At 66.2% G+C, this 17,273-nt stretch carries 17 protein-coding genes and 1 tRNA gene; 10 read left to right on the top strand and 8 right to left on the bottom strand.

The features are described from left to right. The first annotated feature begins 276 nt into the window (after window positions 1-276). The 7 genes from AADX97_RS26090 to AADX97_RS26060 all read left to right on the top strand — a co-directional run bounded on the left by AADX97_RS26090 (window position 277) and on the right by AADX97_RS26060 (window position 4,925). The gene (locus AADX97_RS26090) at window positions 277-645 is read left to right on the top strand and encodes a PilZ domain-containing protein (protein ID WP_374236409.1); all 369 of its coding nucleotides are present in this window, start codon (window positions 277-279) and stop codon (window positions 643-645) included. Between the two features lie 64 nt (window positions 646-709). Then, window positions 710-1,411, top strand: coding sequence for a 7-cyano-7-deazaguanine synthase QueC (gene queC, locus AADX97_RS26085; RefSeq protein ID WP_374236410.1), 702 nt, complete (start codon window positions 710-712; stop codon window positions 1,409-1,411). After that, window positions 1,408-2,502, top strand: a complete 1,095-nt coding sequence (locus AADX97_RS26080) for a 6-carboxytetrahydropterin synthase (RefSeq protein WP_374236411.1) — start codon at window positions 1,408-1,410, stop codon at window positions 2,500-2,502. The genes queC and AADX97_RS26080 overlap by 4 nt, the downstream gene beginning before the upstream one ends. Continuing rightward, window positions 2,499-3,140, top strand: coding sequence for a 7-carboxy-7-deazaguanine synthase (gene queE / locus AADX97_RS26075; protein WP_374236412.1), 642 nt, complete (start codon window positions 2,499-2,501; stop codon window positions 3,138-3,140). The genes AADX97_RS26080 and queE overlap by 4 nt, the downstream gene beginning before the upstream one ends. An 81-nt stretch (window positions 3,141-3,221) precedes the next feature. Beyond that, on the top strand, window positions 3,222-3,926 hold the full coding sequence (locus AADX97_RS26070; RefSeq protein WP_374236413.1) for a glycosyltransferase: 705 nt from the start codon (window positions 3,222-3,224) through the stop codon (window positions 3,924-3,926). Next, window positions 3,923-4,699 (top strand): sterol desaturase family protein, encoded by a 777-nt coding sequence (locus AADX97_RS26065; RefSeq protein WP_374238851.1) that lies wholly within the window; start codon window positions 3,923-3,925, stop codon window positions 4,697-4,699. Before AADX97_RS26070 ends, AADX97_RS26065 begins: the two co-directional genes overlap by 4 nt. Further along, entirely contained in the window at window positions 4,692-4,925 is a 234-nt protein-coding gene (locus AADX97_RS26060) for a hypothetical protein (protein ID WP_374236415.1), read from the top strand. The genes AADX97_RS26065 and AADX97_RS26060 overlap by 8 nt, the downstream gene beginning before the upstream one ends. Here AADX97_RS26060 and AADX97_RS26055 read toward each other — a convergent pair. The 5 genes from AADX97_RS26055 to guaB all read right to left on the bottom strand — a co-directional run bounded on the left by AADX97_RS26055 (window position 4,819) and on the right by guaB (window position 9,786). After that, window positions 4,819-5,190, bottom strand: coding sequence for an amidohydrolase family protein (locus tag AADX97_RS26055; protein WP_374236456.1), 372 nt, complete (start codon window positions 5,188-5,190; stop codon window positions 4,819-4,821). The two genes, AADX97_RS26060 and AADX97_RS26055, sit on opposite strands and share 107 nt — an antisense overlap. A 338-nt stretch (window positions 5,191-5,528) precedes the next feature. Beyond that, a tRNA-Ser gene (locus tag AADX97_RS26050) sits at window positions 5,529-5,618 on the bottom strand. A gap of 62 nt (window positions 5,619-5,680) precedes the next feature. Beyond that, entirely contained in the window at window positions 5,681-6,175 is a 495-nt protein-coding gene (gene tadA / locus AADX97_RS26045) for a tRNA adenosine(34) deaminase TadA (protein WP_374236416.1), read from the bottom strand. Between the two features lie 309 nt (window positions 6,176-6,484). Then, window positions 6,485-8,059 carry a glutamine-hydrolyzing GMP synthase gene (guaA, locus tag AADX97_RS26040; RefSeq protein WP_374236417.1) on the bottom strand — a complete coding sequence of 525 codons (1,575 nt, stop codon included), beginning with the start codon at window positions 8,057-8,059 and terminating at the stop codon, window positions 6,485-6,487. 260 nt (window positions 8,060-8,319) lie between these two features. Next, on the bottom strand, window positions 8,320-9,786 hold the full coding sequence (gene guaB / locus AADX97_RS26035) for an IMP dehydrogenase (protein ID WP_374236418.1): 1,467 nt from the start codon (window positions 9,784-9,786) through the stop codon (window positions 8,320-8,322). Between the two features lie 165 nt (window positions 9,787-9,951). Here guaB and xseA point away from each other — a divergent pair, with 165 nt between their 5' ends. Further along, window positions 9,952-11,331, top strand: coding sequence for an exodeoxyribonuclease VII large subunit (gene xseA, locus AADX97_RS26030; RefSeq protein ID WP_374236419.1), 1,380 nt, complete (start codon window positions 9,952-9,954; stop codon window positions 11,329-11,331). A gap of 187 nt (window positions 11,332-11,518) precedes the next feature. Here xseA and AADX97_RS26025 read toward each other — a convergent pair whose 3' ends face one another. From AADX97_RS26025 to AADX97_RS26015, 3 genes are read right to left on the bottom strand one after another with little or no spacing between them, the layout of a single operon-like run. Further along, window positions 11,519-12,592: a lipocalin-like domain-containing protein gene (locus AADX97_RS26025; RefSeq protein WP_374236420.1), complete on the bottom strand. Its 1,074-nt coding sequence runs from the start codon at window positions 12,590-12,592 to the stop codon at window positions 11,519-11,521. Further along, complete coding sequence (locus AADX97_RS26020) at window positions 12,592-15,162, bottom strand: ABC transporter permease (RefSeq protein ID WP_374236421.1); 2,571 nt, start codon at window positions 15,160-15,162, stop codon at window positions 12,592-12,594. The genes AADX97_RS26025 and AADX97_RS26020 overlap by 1 nt, the downstream gene beginning before the upstream one ends. A gap of 4 nt (window positions 15,163-15,166) precedes the next feature. Further along, window positions 15,167-15,838 (bottom strand): ABC transporter ATP-binding protein, encoded by a 672-nt coding sequence (locus tag AADX97_RS26015; RefSeq protein ID WP_374236422.1) that lies wholly within the window; start codon window positions 15,836-15,838, stop codon window positions 15,167-15,169. 209 nt (window positions 15,839-16,047) lie between these two features. Here AADX97_RS26015 and AADX97_RS26010 point away from each other — a divergent pair, with 209 nt between their 5' ends. Both AADX97_RS26010 and AADX97_RS26005 read left to right on the top strand, forming a co-directional pair. Continuing rightward, on the top strand, window positions 16,048-16,755 hold the full coding sequence (locus AADX97_RS26010) for a type 1 glutamine amidotransferase (protein WP_374236423.1): 708 nt from the start codon (window positions 16,048-16,050) through the stop codon (window positions 16,753-16,755). Window positions 16,756-16,942: 187 nt separating this feature from the next. Then, window positions 16,943-17,273 (top strand): exodeoxyribonuclease VII large subunit (locus tag AADX97_RS26005; RefSeq protein WP_374239337.1); only part of this gene is annotated, 331 nt, incomplete at its 3' end.

Here is a 17,273-nt window from a genome sequence, read left to right as displayed (position 1 = left end):
GGCGATGCTCCGTGCTCTTTGCAGGTTCGCGCTAAGGAACCTCAACGGGCGCCTCGCCAAGCTCTAAGCCGCGCGCTATGCGGGATCTCCGACCTTGTCCGTTGCCGTTCGCGATCGGCCGCAAGGTAGGTCGACAGGCCCCCGAGCGAGCGCTATCCTTAGCGCAGCGCTGCGTAATAAGCGGTTCGCGCCAACGAGGTTGTGACCGGCGTCCCGCCGGCCGAGCCGATCGGATGCCTTGAGGCTTTTCAATCAATCATACGGTTTGAGGTATCTATGGCGATCAGCGAAGCGGATCGACGGAGCTACGAGCGAGTGTCATGGGATTGCCACGCTCGTCTCGTGCAACTTGGCTCGGATGCGGACGGCGGTGCCCCGGGGATGCACGTGGTGCTCGGGCGCAACATCAGCGAGGGCGGGCTGCAAGTGTGGGCCGATCGCCTTTTCGCGGTGCGTTCTCGGCTGTTGGTGGAGATGGAGGCGCCGGAGATCCCGGAAGGGATTCAAGCCGTCGGCTCGGTGGTCTGGGTGTCGCCGAGCACCGGCGAGGAGCGCTGGCTGCTCGGGATCGAGTTCTCCGATGTTGGTGACACCGCACTTGCACGAATCCGCTTGCTGGTCCCGCCCACGGACGAATGGAACTGAGCCTCGAGTGCCGGCTTAGGCCCCGCCCGATGCGCCCTAGCGCCATTCTCCGCCTTCCAAGATCATGAAACCGGCAGTCGTTCTTTTGAGCGGGGGCTTGGACTCCGCAACCGCATCGGCCATCGCGATATCCGAAGGGTTCGCTGTCCATGCATTGTCGTTTCGGTACGGCCAGCGCCACGGCATCGAGCTCGAGTCCGCCGCCCACGTCGCCGAGTCGCTCGGGGTCGTGGAGCATGCAATCGTCGAGATCGATCTGCGGCGTTTCGGCGGGTCGGCGCTCACGGCAGACATCTCGGTGCCCAAGGGGCGTTCCGCCGGGGCGATCGGCGATGGGATTCCGGTCACCTATGTCCCGGCACGCAACACCGTATTTCTGTCCTTCGCGCTCGCTTGGGCTGAAACACTCGGGTCCGAGGACATCTTCATCGGTGTGAACGTGCAGGATTACTCCGGTTATCCCGACTGTCGACCGGCCTTCATCGAGGCGTTCGAGCACATGGCCAATCTGGCGACCGCGGCCGGGGTCGAAGGGCGCCAAAGGCTCAAGATCCACGCCCCTTTGATGCAGATGACCAAGGCCGAGATCATCGCCCGAGGTCTGTCGCTCGGTGTCGACTATGGTCTGACCAGCAGCTGCTACGATCCCGGAACGGATGGCCGTCCCTGTGGTCTCTGTGATTCCTGCCTGCTTCGCGCCAAGGGCTTCGCGGATGCAGGTTGCCCGGATCCGCTCAGCCTTCGTTTCGGTCTCCTCGTCCCATGAGTGAACAGCTGTTTTACGTCGCCGCCGTCCCGTTCGAGGCCGCGCGGCGCGTCTCCATCCTGCCTGCCGGACACCGGTCGCGCCGTTTGCACGGGCACGGCTTCGTCGCCAAGGTGCGCGCGGAGCTTCCGATCGCTTGGGCACCCTTTCCCGGCGGGGAGACGGACGCGCTCGCTCGGGCGCTTGCAGACACGATCGCGCCACTCGATTACAGCGACCTCAACGAGCACCTGCCGATCCCGACCGACGAGAATCTTGCGCGGTGGGTGCTGGCGCATCTCGGCGTGCCCGGGGTTGTTTCGGTCGGTATCCAGAGCACCTGCGATCAGGGTGTCGATCTGGACGGCCTCGAGCAGGCGCATGTATGGCGCGGCTTTCGTTTCGAGGCCGCCCACCGCTTGCCGAATGTCCCCGAGGGTCACCAGTGCGGTCGCATGCACGGTCACGGGTTCGAGGTGATCCTGCACGCCAATCAGGATCTTGCCGGAAACGACATGGGCATCGACTTCGATCGGCTCGAGGCCATCTGGGCCCCCCTGCACGCCGAGCTCGATCACGCCTGCCTGAACGAGATCCCCGGCCTGGAGAATCCGACCAGCGAGATGTTGGCGCGTTGGATCTGGGAGCGACTGCGACCGGTCTTTCCGCAGTTGTCCGTCGTGACGGTCTACGAGACGGCCACCGCGGGTTGTCATTACGACGGCGTGCATTATCGGATCTGGAAGGAGCAACGCTTCGAGAGCGCGTTGCAGCTTGTGCAGGCGCCCGAGGGAGATCGGCGCCGCCGCCTGCACGGCCACAGCTATCTGATGCGCCTGCACCTGACTGCTCCGCTGGACGAGGTGCTCGGCTGGACGATCGACTACGGCGATGTGAAGCGACAGTTCAAACCGGTCTACGACCGACTCGACCATCATCGGCTCGACGCGCTCCCGCGCGTGCGCCAGGCGGATCCGGCTAACCTGCTCCTCTGGATTCGCGAGGAGGTCGCCGCCGCGCTCCCCCGATTGGATCGCATCGACCTGCACGAAACCCCGGGCTGCGGCGCTGTTCTCTGCTGGGGCGCGTTGGGGCCGGCACTTCCGCTATGAGCTACAGCGTTAAGGAGATCTTCTACACGCTGCAGGGCGAGGGCGCGCAGGCGGGACGCGCGGCGGTGTTCTGCCGATTCACCGGGTGCAACCTCTGGTCCGGACGCGAGCAAGATCGCGCGACGGCGATCTGTCGATTCTGCGACACCGAGTTTCGCGGGACCGACGGTGAAGGCGGTGGACTGTTCGGAGATCCCGAGATCCTGTCCGAACGGATCCGGGCTACCTGGTCCGAGCACGCCGGTTCGGGCGGTCGGCCCTTCGCAGTGCTGACCGGAGGCGAGCCGCTGCTCCAGCTCGACGTTGCCTTGATCGAGGCGCTGCATGCACTGGGTTTCGAGATCGCCCTCGAGACCAACGGGACGCTGTCTGTCCCGGAAGGTGTCGACTGGATCTGCGTCAGCCCGAAGGCCGGCGCCGATCTCCACCAGCAGAGCGGCGCGGAGCTCAAGCTCGTCTTTCCCCAGCCCGGCCTCTCGCCCGAGGATCTCGAGCACCTCGCGTTCGAGCATTTCTTCCTTCAGCCGATGGACGGCCCGCACCTTCAAGAGCACACGCGCCAAGCGATTGCCTACTGCCAAGCCAGGCCGCAATGGCGTCTGAGCATCCAGACCCATAAGCTGCTCGGGTTTCCTTGAGGAGCCCGCGGGTTGATTTCGGCGTCCCGCGGGCCAGATCCCTCCCATGTCCGCGACAGGTGCGCCGCCGCAGTCCATCTCATGCCAAGCCTCTCGATCATTATCCCGACCAGGCGCGTCGGCCCTCATCTCGAGCCCTGTCTCGACGCCTGTCGATGCGCGTTCCCGGGAGCCGAGATTATCGTTGTCGTTGCCTGCTCAGGTGCGGATCCAGTTCGGCCCGTCGAGCTGCCACGTCCGCCAGGTCTGATCGCAGGTGCGACACAGACCCTTTTTGCAACCCCTGGACGCGGACCGCAATGCAACGCCGGTGCCCGAGCGGCTGCGGGCGAGCTTCTCCTCTTCCTGCATGACGACAGCCTTCTGCCCCCGCAGGCCGCCGCGCTGACGCAGTCCGCCTTCGCTGCCGACGATGCCGAGCTGGCCTGTTTTCGTCTGCGCTTCGACGATGTCCATTGGCTGCTCGGCGTCTACGGCTGGTTTTCGCGGTTCGACTCGCTCCTCACCAGCTTCGGAGACCAGGGGATCCTGATCCGGCGACGCTTCTTCGACCAACTCGGTGGATTTCCGGATTGGCCTTTGTTCGAGGATGTCGAGCTGCTGCGCCGCGCCCGCCGCCGCGCGCGTGTTCTCAAGCTGCCGGGTGAGGTGACGACCTCCGCCGTGCGCTTTCGTCGCAATGGCGTGGTCCGCCAGCAGCTCATGAACGCGTGGCTCATCCTCCGCTACCTGCTTGGCGCAGCCCCGACGCGACTCGCCGAGCTCTACGAGCGAGGTCGAGGATGAGCATGGACCAATGGGTGGGCCTCTCGGTTCTGGCGACGCTGTTCGTCTTGGAAGGGTTGATCCCCTTCTACGATCAGGCCGCCGGACGCTGGTCCCACGCGGCTCGGAATATCGGTCTCGCGCTCATGGCCGGCCTGGTCGGCGCCGTGATGGCGCCCCTGATCCTCATGTCGATCGAGCTGGCGCAGACGCGCGGCTGGGGTCTTTTGAACGCGACCGCATTGCCGGCTCCGATCGCTGTGATTGCCGGCCTCTTGCTGTTCGATCTTTGGATGTATCTCTGGCACCGCGCGAACCATGAGGTCCCGCTGTTGTGGCGGCTCCACCGGGTCCATCACACCGACCCGCGGATGGACTCCACGACCGCGTTTCGCTTTCATCCCGGCGAGATCGTCCTTTCGACCCTGCTTAATGCCGTCGTGATCTTTGGGATCGGGCTCGGTCTCGCGACCTTCATCCTCTACAAATCCCTGATGGTCGTGGTCATCGTCTTGCATCACAGCAACATCCGCCTGCCCGAGGCTTGGGATCGGCGCCTGCGCATCCTGTTGGTGTCGCCGTCCATGCACCGGGTCCATCATTCGGAGATCATTGCCGAGACCAACTCCAACTACGGGACCATCTTCTCCTTCTGGGATCGGCTCCTCGGGAGCTTCCGACTGCGCGACGATCTTCAAGGGATCCGTTTCGGAATCGGCTATTTCGAGGGTCCGCGTTGGCAGACACCGCTACAGCTGCTGATGCTTCCGGTCCGGGAGAAACCCCATGCCTGAGACAAGCCCCCTGCGGCTGCTGTTCGTCTACAACGCCGACAGCGGACTCTTCAATACCATGGCCGACGTCGGGTACAAACTCTTCTCGCCCGAGACCTACGCCTGCCGGCTGTGCGCCATCACCTACGGCCGTCTGACCGAAAAGGCCGAATGGCGAGAGTTCGTCTCATCCATCGACGCGGAGTGCGGGTTCCTGCACCGAGAAAGGTTTCCCAACCAGCGGTGATGCCACTCTTGCTCGCGAACACATCGCGGCCGTCGCTCCCCGGGTGGAGCATCAGCTCGGCCTTGCGCTCCTCCTCCGCCGTCAGGCGGAACACCGTGACGCCCTCCTTGATCGTCTCGGTGACCTTGCTATCGGCGATGGTGGTGGGTTCGACCGCCGTCGGGTCCTTCGAGAGGATGGCGAAGTCGGCCAGCTTGCCGGGCTCCAGGCTGCCTTTCGTTTTCTCCTCGAAGTGGTGGTAGGCAGTTCGCGGCGCTGGTGCAATCCATCACCGCAGCGGGTCATCAAGAGATCGACGGGCGCATGGCGAAGCTGCTCCACAGATCGGGTTGTTGTTTCTTGCATCCAACGGTTCGGAATCGACACCGCGACCGCTCGATTCTCCCGAAGGATTGACGCCGCGACCCGGCGCTCCGTCGAGGCCGCGCTCGGTCGGAATATCGTCACGTCACGGGATGGAGGAGCGACCGCTCGTCGGCTCGAAAGGAGGTCGAAATCAGGCCGAGAACGGGCCTATCCATGTCGCAGTGTGGGGCGAGGTGTGGGGCGAATCGCCTACCGGATGAAAAAAAGTGAAGTGTTACAGCATGTTGCAAAATGGTATGGCGGAGAGGGTGGGATTCGAACCCACGGAAGGCTTGCGCCTTCTCTTGATTTCGAGTCAAGCCCGTTCGGCCACTCCGGCACCTCTCCGAGATTGTCTGTCGTGCGAGTTGCGCACTTTCGACAAGCGCGTAAGTGTAAGTCGATGAACCTTACTTGTCTATCGTCGGGATCGTTTGTCGTTGACGCCTGGCTTGGAAGAAGCCACGCAGTGTTTCGCCGCACGCCTCGGCGAGGATGCCTCCGCGACATCCGGTGCGATGATTGAAACGCCCGTCCGACGGCAGGATGTCGAAGAGGCTTCCGCAGGCGCCTGCCTTCGGATCAGACGCGCCGAAGACCACCTCGCCGACACGCGCATGGATGATGGCGCCTGCGCACATGACGCAGGGCTCCAAGGTGACGTAGAGGGTTGTGCCCGGGAGGCGGTAGTTGCCTAGGCGTTGCCCGCCATCGCGCAGCGCCTGGATCTCGGCATGTGCGGTCGCGTCGTGGGCACCGATCGGGCGGTTCCAGCCCTCGCCGATGAGCTCGTTGTCTAGGACCAGGATCGCGCCGACCGGAACCTCGCCCTCGGCCGCAGCCCGGTCGGCGAGGGTCAGGGCTAATTGCATCCAGTGGTCGTCGGTCTCTTTCGAAGGATCCATCGATGAGTCGATCCGTGCGGTTTCCGGGGCATTCGGTCGGACTCTCGTGCTCGGCCGCCGAGGCGCGCGCCTCGGCGGAGGCTTGCGCGAGATCCAGGACAGTGACATCGCAGACCTGGTTTAGGACTGTGACCGAATCGGCGCGTGGCGCGGAACGCCAAGGGCATGCGCGCCACCGCGGAGCGGGTGTCACCCATACCTTTACTTGGTGTATGTCTTGGGCGGCGGAGCGGGGAGGATGGGTTTCGCTGCGCTCTATCCATCCTACCGGTCCGATCCTGTTTGGTTACGGCTTTTTGTGCCGCGGGGTCACTCCCACTCGATCGTGCCCGGCGGTTTGCCGGTGATGTCGTAGACGACGCGGGAGACGCCGGGGACCTCGTTGACGATGCGTCGGCACACCAGATCCAGGAAATCGTAGGGGAGGTGGGCCCAGCGGGCGGTCATGAAATCGAGTGTTTCCACCGCACGCAGCGCGATGACATGCGCGTACTGGCGCTTGTCGCCGACGACGCCGACGGAGCGCACCGGCAGGAAGACGGCGAAGGCTTGGGAGACCTGATCGTAGAGGTCGGCGCGGCGCAGCTCGTCGATGAAGATGTGGTCGGCCTTGCGCAGGGTGACGGCGTCGTCCTTTTGGACCTCGCCCAGGATGCGTACGCCGAGGCCGGGCCCCGGGAAGGGGTGACGATAGACCATCTCGGAGGGTAGGCCGAGCTCGATGCCGATCTTGCGGACCTCGTCTTTGAAGAGCTCGCGCAGGGGCTCGACCAGCTTGAGGTTCATCTCCTCCGGCAGGCCGCCCACGTTGTGGTGTGACTTGATGACGGTGGCCTTGCCCGACTTGGCCCCGGCGGATTCGATCACGTCCGGGTAGATGGTTCCTTGGGCGAGCCACTGAACGTTGGCGAGCTTGCTCGCCTCGTCGTCGAAGACCTCGATGAAGGTGTTGCCGATGATTTTGCGCTTCTGCTCCGGATCGGTCACGCCCTTGAGCCGGCCGAGGAAACGGTCTTCGGAATCGACCCGGATCACCCGCACGCCCATGTGGCGGGCGAACGTGCTCATGACCTGATCGCCCTCGCCGAGACGCAGCAGGCCGTTGTCGACGAAGACGCACGTCAGTTGGCTGCCGATCGCGCGGTGCAACAGGGCGGCGACGACGCTGGAATCCACGCCGCCCGAGAGTCCGAGCAGGACGGCGTCGCTGCCGACCTGGGCGCGCACCTTGGCGATGCTGTCCTCGATGATGTTGCCGGGGGTCCAGAGACGCCCGCAGCCGCAGATCTCGTGAATGAAGCGCTCGATGATCCGCTGGCCCTGACGGGTGTGGGTCACCTCCGGATGGAACTGCACGCCGTAGAAGCGGCGCTCCTCGTCGGCGATGCCGGCTAGGGGCGCGTTGGCGGTTTCGGCGATGACCTGAAAGCCCGGCGGGAGTGTCTCGACCCGGTCGCCGTGGCTCATCCAGACGTCCAGCAGGCCGTAGCCCTCCGGGCTGGTGTGATCCTCGATGTCGCGCAGCAGGCGCGAGTGGCCGCGGGCGCGCACCTGCGCATAGCCGTACTCGCGATGTGTCGCCGGTGCAACGCTGCCACCGAGTTGCGCGGCCATCGTCTGCATGCCGTAACAGATGCCCAGCACCGGCACGCCCAGATCGAACACCAGCGGATCCGCGCGGGGCGTCTCATCCTCATGGACGGACTGGTGCCCCCCGGACAGGATCACGCCGCTCGGTGCGAAGTCACGGATCGCGGAAGGCGCCATGTCGTGCGGGTGCAGCTCGCAGTAAACCCCCGCCTCGCGCACTCGCCGCGCGATCAATTGTGTGTACTGCGACCCGAAGTCGAGGATCAGAATGCGGTCGGCGTGAATATTGGTCATGGCGTGGAGATGGTTCCGGAAGGGGGCGGGACAGAGAGGGGAAAACGATGATCGGTCTCAACGGCATCTTTAAAAGTGATTTCCGGGAATCGATATCCCGACCGGCACCCTTTTAAGACCCGTAGGGGCGAATGAATTCGCCCCTACATGCCGGTCGTTCCATTCCAGGACGTCACCTAACGGGACGCCAGGACAACCTTAAAAAAGCATCTTGATTTCTTGCGCCGGATTGTGCCTAAAGCACAATCCGGCGCAAGAAATCAATTGTCGATACGGTAATTCGGCGCTTCCTTCGTAATCTGCACGTCATGGACATGCGACTCGCGCATCCCCGCCGCGCTCACGCGCACGAACTGCGGCTTGGTGCGCATCTCCTCGATCGTCGCGCAGCCGGTGTAGCCCATGCTTGAGCCCAGGCCGCCGACGAGCTGGTGAATGACGTTCAGCACGCTGCCCTTGTAAGGCACGCGACCCTCGATGCCCTCCGGGACCAGCTTTTCCTTCTCGGTCTCTTCTTGGAAGTAGCGATCGCTCGACCCCTCGTTCGAGCCCATGGCACCGAGCGAGCCCATTCCGCGGTAGGACTTGTAGGAACGCCCCTGGTAGATCTCGACCTCGCCCGGTGCTTCGTCCGTGCCGGCGAAGAGTCCGCCGATCATGACGCTGTTGGCCCCGGCCGCGATGACCTTGGCGACATCCCCCGAGAAACGCAGACCGCCGTCGGCGATCAGCGGCACATCCGTGCCTTCCAACGCCTCGTTGACGTTGGAGACCGCCGTGATCTGCGGGACGCCGACACCGGCGACGATCCGGGTGGTACAGATGGAGCCCGGCCCGATACCGACCTTCACCGCATCGGCACCTGCGTCGACCAGCGCACGGGCGGCATCCGCCGTGGCGATATTGCCGCCGATGACCTGGACGTCCGGGTAGCGAACCTTGACCCACTCGACCCGATCCAGCACACCTTGCGAGTGTCCGTGCGCGGTATCGACGACGATCACGTCGACCCCGGCCTCGACCAGGGCGGCGACGCGCTCGTCCGTTCCCTTGCCCACGCTCACGGCCGCACCGCAGCGCAGCCGCTCTTGGGCGTCGCGAGAGGCCTTCGGGAAGTCCTTTGCCTTCTGAATGTCCTTGACCGTGATGAGACCGCGCAGCTCGAACCGGTCGTTGATGACCAAGACCTTCTCGATGCGGTGCTCGTGCAGAAGGCGCTGGACGTCCTCGCGACTTGCACCCTCGCGCACCGTGACCAGGCGCTCCTGCGGGGTCATGATGGTCGAGACCGGCTCGGACATGCGGGTCTCGAAACGCAGATCGCGCCCCGTAACGATGCCGACCAGCAGGCCGTTCTCAGTCACCGGCACGCCCGAGATGTTGTGCGCGTGGGTCAGCTTCAGCACCTCGCCGATGCTGGTCCCGGGCCCGACCGTGATGGGGTTGCGGATAATGCCGCTCTCGTAGCGTTTGACCGCCATGACCTCGCGGGCCTGGCGCTCGGTGCTCATGTTTTTGTGGATGATCCCGATGCCGCCTTCCAGCGCCATTGCGATCGCCAGGCGCGCCTCCGTGACCGTGTCCATTGCGGCCGAGACAAGTGGAATTTTGAGCGAGATGCCGCGGGTCAGCTTAGTCTGGAAATCGACCTCGTTCGGGAGCACCCGCGAGTGGGCCGGAACAAGGAGGACGTCGTCGAAGGTGAGTGCTTCCTGGATCAGGCGCATGGGGAGGCTCCGCAATCAGTGACCAGAACAGGAAAGTAACCCGAAAGTATAGAATTTCAACGGGCGCAGGTAAACTTCATACAACGACAACGACAACGACAACGACAACGACAACGATGGCAACGACGTCGACGACGTCGACGCTTTTCATTGCGAATCCTGCCCATGCCGCTCGAACGACCAATCCGTATCCTCGACGATCACCGCGATATCTACAGCGTGGCCCGACTGGCGAGCGAGGTGCGGGCCGTGCTCGACGGGAGCTTTCCCGTGCTTTGGGTGCAGGGCGAGGTCTCGAATCTGGCCCAGCCGGCCTCCGGTCATATCTATTTCACGCTGAAGGATGCAGCGGCGCAGGTCCGATGTGCCATGTTTCGGCCCAAGCGGATGCTCTTGAATTTCCGCCCGACCAACGGTCAGGAGGTGCTGGTCCGCGGTCGGGCGACCCTCTTCGAGCCGCGCGGCGATTTTCAGTTGGTCATCGACTACATGGAGCCGGGTGGCGAGGGCGCGTTGCGGCTAGAATTCGAGCGCCTCAAGCGCAAGCTGGCCGCTGAAGGCTTATTCGACGAGGTTTCCAAGCGGCCGATTCCGGCCTTTCCGCGACAGGTGGGTCTGATCACCTCGCCCAGCGGGGCCGCGGTGCGCGACCTGCTCGCCGTCCTGAAGCGCCGGTTCGCGGCCTTACCCGTGGTCATCTATCCGGCGCAGGTGCAGGGCGAGGCCGCCCCGGCGTCGCTCCGCGCCGCGTTGGCGGCGGCCAACGCCCGCGCCGAGTGCGACGTGCTCATCCTGGCCCGCGGCGGCGGCTCGCTCGAAGACCTCAACGCCTTCAATGACGAGGCCCTGGCGCGAGCGATCCGCGCCTCCGCCATCCCGGTCGTCACCGGGGTCGGGCACGAGAGCGACATCAGCATCGCCGATCTGGTCGCCGACCGTCGCGCGGCGACCCCTTCGGCCGCGGCCGAGCTGGTGGCGCCCTCTGGCGAGCATCTGCGTCATCGCTTGGTCGCCTTGACGCGGCGTCTGGACGCGGCCCATGCGCGTCACCGGGTCGCTGCCCGCCAACGGCTCAACGCCTTCGCGCGTCACCTGGCTTTGCTCCACCCGGCGGCGCGCCTGCAACAGCGCGCCCAGCGTCTGGATCAGCTCGAGCAGCGCTTGGTCTCGCTCCTGTCGAATCGGCTGGCGCGAGCGCAGTCTCGATTGCGTCCGGCGGCGGCACGCCTGATGTTCGTCTCGCCGGGACGACGTCTGGAGGGGCTCGGAATCGCCGTCGCTGCGCTCGCCGAGCGTCTCGTCCGCGCCCGAGCACGGATCGCCGAGACCCGGCGCGAGCGGTTGATGCGCGCCGTCGCCGGCTTGGAGGCCCGCAGCCCCCTGGCGACACTCGCCCGTGGTTACGCCATCGTCACCCGCCTGCCGGACGGCGCGATCGTGCGAGCACCCGAGGAGGCCCCGCCCGGCACGCGCATCGAGGCACGCCTCGCGAACGGCCGCCTCAGGGCAATCGTTGAGCCCGAAAACGGCAATTGGCACAGGTAGGTTGGGCAAAGCGCGGCGTGCCCGACGGCTCCCTGCGATGCCGGCGCGGGTTGGGCACGCTGCGCTTTGCCCAACCTACGAGGCGACGTTTGGTTGTGCCTAAACCGCGTCACCGCCGACCTCGCCCGTCCCCGGGATCGCGAGCGCCCGCCCGATCCGCACATGTCGCTCCGGACGCGGTTTATTCTCAGAGGTTCTCCGGACGATCCGCATACCCCGTCATCTCCAAATACCCACGTCCGATCTCGCGCTCCCCCTCGTACACCCTGACCGCACCTTCCCAATAGACGATGCCGGTCGAGCGGCGGCCGTCGAGCTCCTGATCGTCCATCAGGGGTTCCAGGCGGAGGGTGCGGCCGTCGATCTCCAGGGTCCACTCGACCGGGTATTCGGCGCCCGTGCGGGGCGACTGCCAGCGCCGCCGCGGGAGAAAGCTCACCTGCTCCGGCGCCAGGATGCGCGCAGGCTCCGTGCCCTCCTGCAGCGTCGCGGCAGCCCAGAGCGGCGAGTCGTCGTCCCTGCGCATCCGAAAGGCCATCAGCGAGCCGCCGTGGTGCAGGTTGATGCCGATCCAGTCCCAGCCTCGGGCCTGGGCGGGCATGATCTCGCTGGACCATTCGTGGTCGAGCCAGGCGTGTCCGCTGACCTTCAGGTCCGCCCCGTCGATGCGGATACGCCCGTCGACGGCGAGCTGCGGGCGGCTGTAGTAGTAGCTCGCGTTGCTCGGGTCCGGTGTCTTCTGGCTGAAGCCCGCGCGGCCGTTGAGGACGGGCGGGCCGGGCGGCACCAGCTCAAGGTCCAGATCGAAGGCGTCGGAGGTGATGCGGGTCCGATACTGCTCGCCATCCTCATCCAGCACCAGCTCCCAATCGCCGATCCAGGCGCGGGTCCGCCCGACAGCGGCACCGGCCAAGGGATCGAGCGCACGCTCGATGCGTTCGGCATGGATCAGGGCGCCGGTGACCGGGTCGGCGATCGCCGCATGGGCCAGAATGAGCTGGCGCGGTGCGAAGCGGCTCGGATTGGCCGCGCCGATGCCGGTCCCAACCCGAAAGAAGGTGACCTGGAAGCCGCGCTCGGTGCCGGCCTCATCGGTCAGCCAGCCGGTGATGTACCACCATTCGGTGCGGAAATCCGGGTGTGCGCCCGTGTCCGCGGGAAAGGCCAAGGGGCGCCCTTCGACCACCGGGGCGAAGTCGCTCGCCCGGACGCCCGAGATCGGCCAGCAGAGCAGGAGGGTCAGCACAAGCCATGCGCGCATCACCAGTCCTCCCGCACCGCGAGCACCGCGTCCTGCCGCATTGCCTGACGACCGGCGAGTCGGGCGGCGAGTGCGGCGAGTAGGATCATCGCCGAGCTGAAAACCAGCAGCAGGCCGAACGGAAGCTGCATGTCCATGCTCCAATGAAAGCTCTGCGGATTGATGACCTTGATCAGCACCAGCGCGATCGCCCCGCCGGCGACCAGTCCGACGCCGACGCCGACCGCGGCGGTCAGTGCCGCCTCCAGTGCCAGAAGCGTCCCGATTCGGCGTCGCGGCAGTCCCAGGTGGCGAAGGATCCCGAACTCTTTGCGACGACTGGTCGCGAGCGCGGCGAAGGTGGTGCCGATGCCGAAGAGACCGATCGTCACCGCGACCGCCAGCATCAGATAGGTCGCCAGGAAGGTGCGGTCGAAGACCTCCAGGATCATGGAGCGCAGCTCTCCGGGCAGGATCATCTCGCTGACCCGATCGCCGAGTGTTGCGCGGATGGCGGTCATGACCGCGACGGGATCCGTCCCGTGCGCCAGGGTCAGGCCCAGATCGTTGGTGCGCCGATCGCCGGTCAAGGCACGGAAGGTTTCCAGCTCGATCACCGCCGCCCCCTGTTGCCGTGCATAGTCCCGCCAGATGCCGACGATGCGAAAGGTCTGCAACTGCTCGCCGAGGGGCAGGGCGAGCGGATCCCCGACACCGAGGCTCAGCCGATCGGCCATCGCCTCCGAGATCCAGGTCGGCGGATCCGTGCCGGGTCCGGCGGGTGGATCGAGCGTGCCGGCGACGAGCGGAAGGCCCGAGGTGTCCTGCACCGGCCGGGCGATGACCGCGATCGCCTCGCGCACCTCGCCGATGCGCAGGCTCTCGAAGCGCACCGGGCGCACCGCCTCGACACCCGGCAGCGCGCCCACGCGCGCCACGGCATCCGGATCCAAATAGCCGCTTGCGCCCGAGTCGGATGCGCGCAGATAGAGATCGGCGGGGAGCATCCGGGTCAGCCAGTCGTCGAGGGAGTCGCGGAAGGAGTCGACCATGATGGCCATGGAGACCGCCAGGGCGACGCTGGCCACGACCCCCACACCGGCCACGACCGCCTGCCCCGGCGCGGCGGCGAGGCGTGCCCGAGCCAAACGGGTCACGAGCGAGCCCTGCACGGGCGGGAGCCGCATCGCAGCGACCGTGGCCCCCGGAATCGCGAGAACGGCACCGGCCAGGATGAGTGCGACGGCCAGATAACCGGACACCGGAACACCGCCGACCGGCGGCAGCAGACAGAGCAGCGCGGCGAGGCTCAGGGCGATCAGGGCCGCACCCCAGCGCGGACGCGCCTGATAGACCTCGGCCTCGTCGCCCGCCCGCAGGCCGCGGGCGGGCACCATGCGCGCGGCCTCGCGTGCCGGCAGCCAGGCGCCGGCCACGCCCGCGAGTACGCCGAGCCCGAGATAGGCCAGGGTCAGCACCGGCTCGACGCGCAACTGCGGGGCGACGCCGCGAAAGAAACCCGCGCCGAGATCGCCGCCGATCAGACTGAAGGCCAGTGCGGTCAGCAGATAGGCCAGGATCACGCCGATCAGGCCGCCGACCAGCCCGAGCAGGGCGCCCTCCGCCAACAATCCGCGTCGCAGGCTGTTGCGGTCGAGCCCGAGCGCGCGCAGGAAGGCGAATTCGCGGCGTCGGCGCACGACCGCAAGCCACTGCGTCGAGAAGACCAGGAAGCCGCCGGTCAGCAGCGCGATCGCCGCCAGCATGGTCAGATTGACCCGATAGGCACGCGACACGCCCGTGACCTCGGACGCCGTCTCCTCCGGGGTCAGGAGTGTGACGCCCGGCGGCAGCAGGGTGCGCAACTGCTCCTGCGCCGGCCCGCGCTCGATCCCCGGGGCGAGACGCAGATCGATCCGGGTGAGGCGAGCGATCCGATCGAAGGTCTGCTGGGCACCGGCGATGTCCATCACGGCCAGCACCTGCCCGACGCCGGCGCCGGGCACGGCGCCCTCGACACGCAGACGCGCCTCGCCGAGTCCGACCTGGACCGCGACCGCATCCCCGGCATCCAGCCCGAGTCGCGTGCCCGCGGCAGGGCTTAAAAAGACGGCATCGGGCCGGAGTGCAGCCAGTCGATCGGGTCGATCCGCGTCGGAGCCTTCGGCGTCGCCGCCATCCGCTGCTGCCGTCACGACGATGGGCAGCAACGAGGGGGTGACCTGCGCAACGCGGAAGAGATCGATCCCGAACACCCTCAGCGTCTCGTCGCGACCCGGCAGCCGGGCTTGAATCTCCAGGAGCGGACTCGCCGCGGCCACCGCCGGATGCAGGGCGATCCGCGCATAGACCGCGTCGTCGAAGCCGCTGCGCGGGCCGACCACCTGAAGATCCGCCTCTCCGCTCAACAGGCGCATCCCGCGGCCGAGCTCGTCGAGCGCGGCGGCATGGATGAGCTGCACCGCCAGCCCGAGCGCCACGCCGAGCGCGATCGCAAGCAGCGACAATGCGGTGGCGAGGCGTCGCCGCCGAAGACTGGCGAGAAAGACATGCCGCAGGGCAGCACCGGTGCCGGATCCGAGGAGGCCCATCGTCCTATCCCCCATCCTCGACCAGGCCGCTCGCGGTCAGGCGCAGGATGCGGTCGGCATGGGCGGCCGCCGCGCGCGAGTGCGTGACCAGGATCCCGATTGCACCGGCGTTGTGGATGCCCTCGAACAGCAGCTCGAGCACACCCTGCGCGCGTTCGGGGTCGAGGTTTCCGGTCGGCTCGTCGCAGAGCACGACTGCCGGCGCATGCACCAGCGCGCGGGCGATGGCGACGCGCTGCAGCTCTCCGCCCGAGAGATGACGCGGCCAGTCGTCGCCGCGCCGACCCAGTCCGACCCGCTCGAGCATGGTGCGGGCGCGCCGGTCGGCGACGGCCTCCTTCTCGTCGAGTAGCCACAGCGGCAGGGCGACGTTCTGGGCCAGGGTCAGGTGCGGCAGGACATGGAACGCCTGGAACACGAACCCCAGCTCGCGCCGACGCAGCCGCGAGCAGGCGTCCTCGTCGAGAGCGGTCACCTCTGTGTCGCGCAAGTGGATGCGGCCGCCGTCGACCGGCTCCAGACCCGCGATGCAGTTCAGCAGGGTCGACTTGCCCACGCCGGACTCGCCCATCACGGCGACCGACTCGCCCGGCGAGAGGGTCAAGGAGACCTGCTCGAAAAGGGGGTGATCGAGTGAGGTGTCGAAACGCTTCGAGAGGTTTTCGATAGACAGCATGGGTGATCGATCGTGGCGAGTGGCGAGTGGCGAGTGGCGAGTGGCTAGGGGTTAGGTTGTGCCGAGCCGTGCGAGGCACAACCAACCGTCGGCGCACGAAAACCCTTTGCGTCCTTCGCGCCTTTGCGTTTCAAATTGACCCGCTTTCGCCGGCTGCCGACAGCGATCCGAGCCGCAGCCGATGCGACAACCCGAGAAGGAGATGATCCATGAGGGTCCAGGTCCTGCAACATGTCCCGTTCGAGGACATCGGCTCGATGGCGTCCTGGTTGGCGGTGCGCGGCATCACCCCGACCTACACGCGTTTTTTCGACGACGGCCTGCTCCCGCCGGTCGGGGGCCTTGATCTGGTCATCGTGATGGGCGGTCCCATGAGCGTCAACGACGAGGCGCAATTGCCTTGGCTGCGTGCCGAGAAGGCATTCCTGCGCGAGGCGATCGCGCATGGGGTCCGGGTGCTCGGGGTCTGTCTAGGCGCACAACTGATCGCCGACGCACTCGGTGTCCGCGTCTATCCCAATGCCGAGAAGGAGATCGGCTGGTTCCCGATTCAAGGGGTTCCCGAAGACGCCGGCACGCCTGACGACTGCTGCCGCTTTCCGGCCGAAAGCCGGGTCTTCCACTGGCACGGCGAGACCTTCGATCTGCCGCCCGGCGCGGTGCGGCTGGCGCGTAGCGCGGCCTGCGAGAACCAGGCGTTCCGGATCGGCCGACAGGTGGTCGGGCTCCAGTTCCACCTGGAAACCACGCTCGAGAGCGCCGCGGCGATCCTCGATCACTGCCGGGACGAGCTGGTGCCTGCGCCTTGGATTCAGACCGAGGCGGCCATTCGCGGGGTCGATGCGGCCGTTTACGCCGAGGCCAATCGGCTGATGGGCCGAATTCTGGACGATCTCGTCGCACCGGGGAGCCCCTGATTATCGATTGCTCCCAAGTGCCGGCGATCTCAAGTGCAGCACGGCAGATGTTTCGAGACCTTTCGTTGTCGTTGTCGTTGTCGTTGTCGTTGTCGATCGTCGATTAGGACTTCGACTACGACAACGACAACGACAACGATGGCAACGACGTCGACGACGTCGACGCTTTTCATTGCGAATCCTGCCCATGCCGCTCGAACGACCACTCCGTATCCTCGACGATCACCGCGATATCTACAGCGTGGCCCGACTGGCGAGCGAGGTGCGGGCCGTGCTCGACGGGAGCGTTCCCGTGCTTTGGGTGCAGGGCGAGGTCTCGAATCTGGCCCAGCCGGCCTCCGGTCATATCTATTTCACGCTGAAGGATGCAGCGGCGCAGGTCCGATGTGCCATGTTTCGGCCCACGCGGATGCTCTTGAATTTCCGCCCGACCAACGGTCAGGAGGTGCTGGTCCGCGGTCGGGCGACCCTCTTCGAGCCGCGCGGCGATTTTCAGTTGGTCATCGACTACATGGAGC

This window comes from Thiocapsa sp. C2-2m (assembly GCF_041903745.1).
Taxonomy (GTDB): Bacteria; Pseudomonadota; Gammaproteobacteria; order Chromatiales; family Chromatiaceae; genus Thiocapsa; species Thiocapsa roseilacustris.
Note: the sequence above shows the minus strand (reverse complement) of the source record. Positions and strands in the feature narration are given on the sequence as shown.

Coding starts and splice junctions, on each gene's coding strand:
- queC (WP_374236410.1), top strand. CDS start 710: ATGAAACCGGCAGTCGTTCTTTTGAGCGGGGGCTTGGACTCCGCAACC.
- AADX97_RS26070 (WP_374236413.1), top strand. CDS start 3,222: ATGCCAAGCCTCTCGATCATTATCCCGACCAGGCGCGTCGGCCCTCAT.
- AADX97_RS26090 (WP_374236409.1), top strand. CDS start 277: ATGGCGATCAGCGAAGCGGATCGACGGAGCTACGAGCGAGTGTCATGG.
- AADX97_RS26025 (WP_374236420.1), bottom strand. CDS start 12,592: ATGCGCGCATGGCTTGTGCTGACCCTCCTGCTCTGCTGGCCGATCTCG.
- xseA (WP_374236419.1), top strand. CDS start 9,952: ATGCCGCTCGAACGACCAATCCGTATCCTCGACGATCACCGCGATATC.
- guaB (WP_374236418.1), bottom strand. CDS start 9,786: ATGCGCCTGATCCAGGAAGCACTCACCTTCGACGACGTCCTCCTTGTT.
- guaA (WP_374236417.1), bottom strand. CDS start 8,059: ATGACCAATATTCACGCCGACCGCATTCTGATCCTCGACTTCGGGTCG.
- AADX97_RS26060 (WP_374236415.1), top strand. CDS start 4,692: ATGCCTGAGACAAGCCCCCTGCGGCTGCTGTTCGTCTACAACGCCGAC.
- AADX97_RS26015 (WP_374236422.1), bottom strand. CDS start 15,838: ATGCTGTCTATCGAAAACCTCTCGAAGCGTTTCGACACCTCACTCGAT.
- AADX97_RS26080 (WP_374236411.1), top strand. CDS start 1,408: ATGAGTGAACAGCTGTTTTACGTCGCCGCCGTCCCGTTCGAGGCCGCG.
- AADX97_RS26065 (WP_374238851.1), top strand. CDS start 3,923: ATGAGCATGGACCAATGGGTGGGCCTCTCGGTTCTGGCGACGCTGTTC.
- tadA (WP_374236416.1), bottom strand. CDS start 6,175: ATGGATCCTTCGAAAGAGACCGACGACCACTGGATGCAATTAGCCCTG.
- AADX97_RS26010 (WP_374236423.1), top strand. CDS start 16,048: ATGAGGGTCCAGGTCCTGCAACATGTCCCGTTCGAGGACATCGGCTCG.
- queE (WP_374236412.1), top strand. CDS start 2,499: ATGAGCTACAGCGTTAAGGAGATCTTCTACACGCTGCAGGGCGAGGGC.
- AADX97_RS26020 (WP_374236421.1), bottom strand. CDS start 15,162: ATGGGCCTCCTCGGATCCGGCACCGGTGCTGCCCTGCGGCATGTCTTT.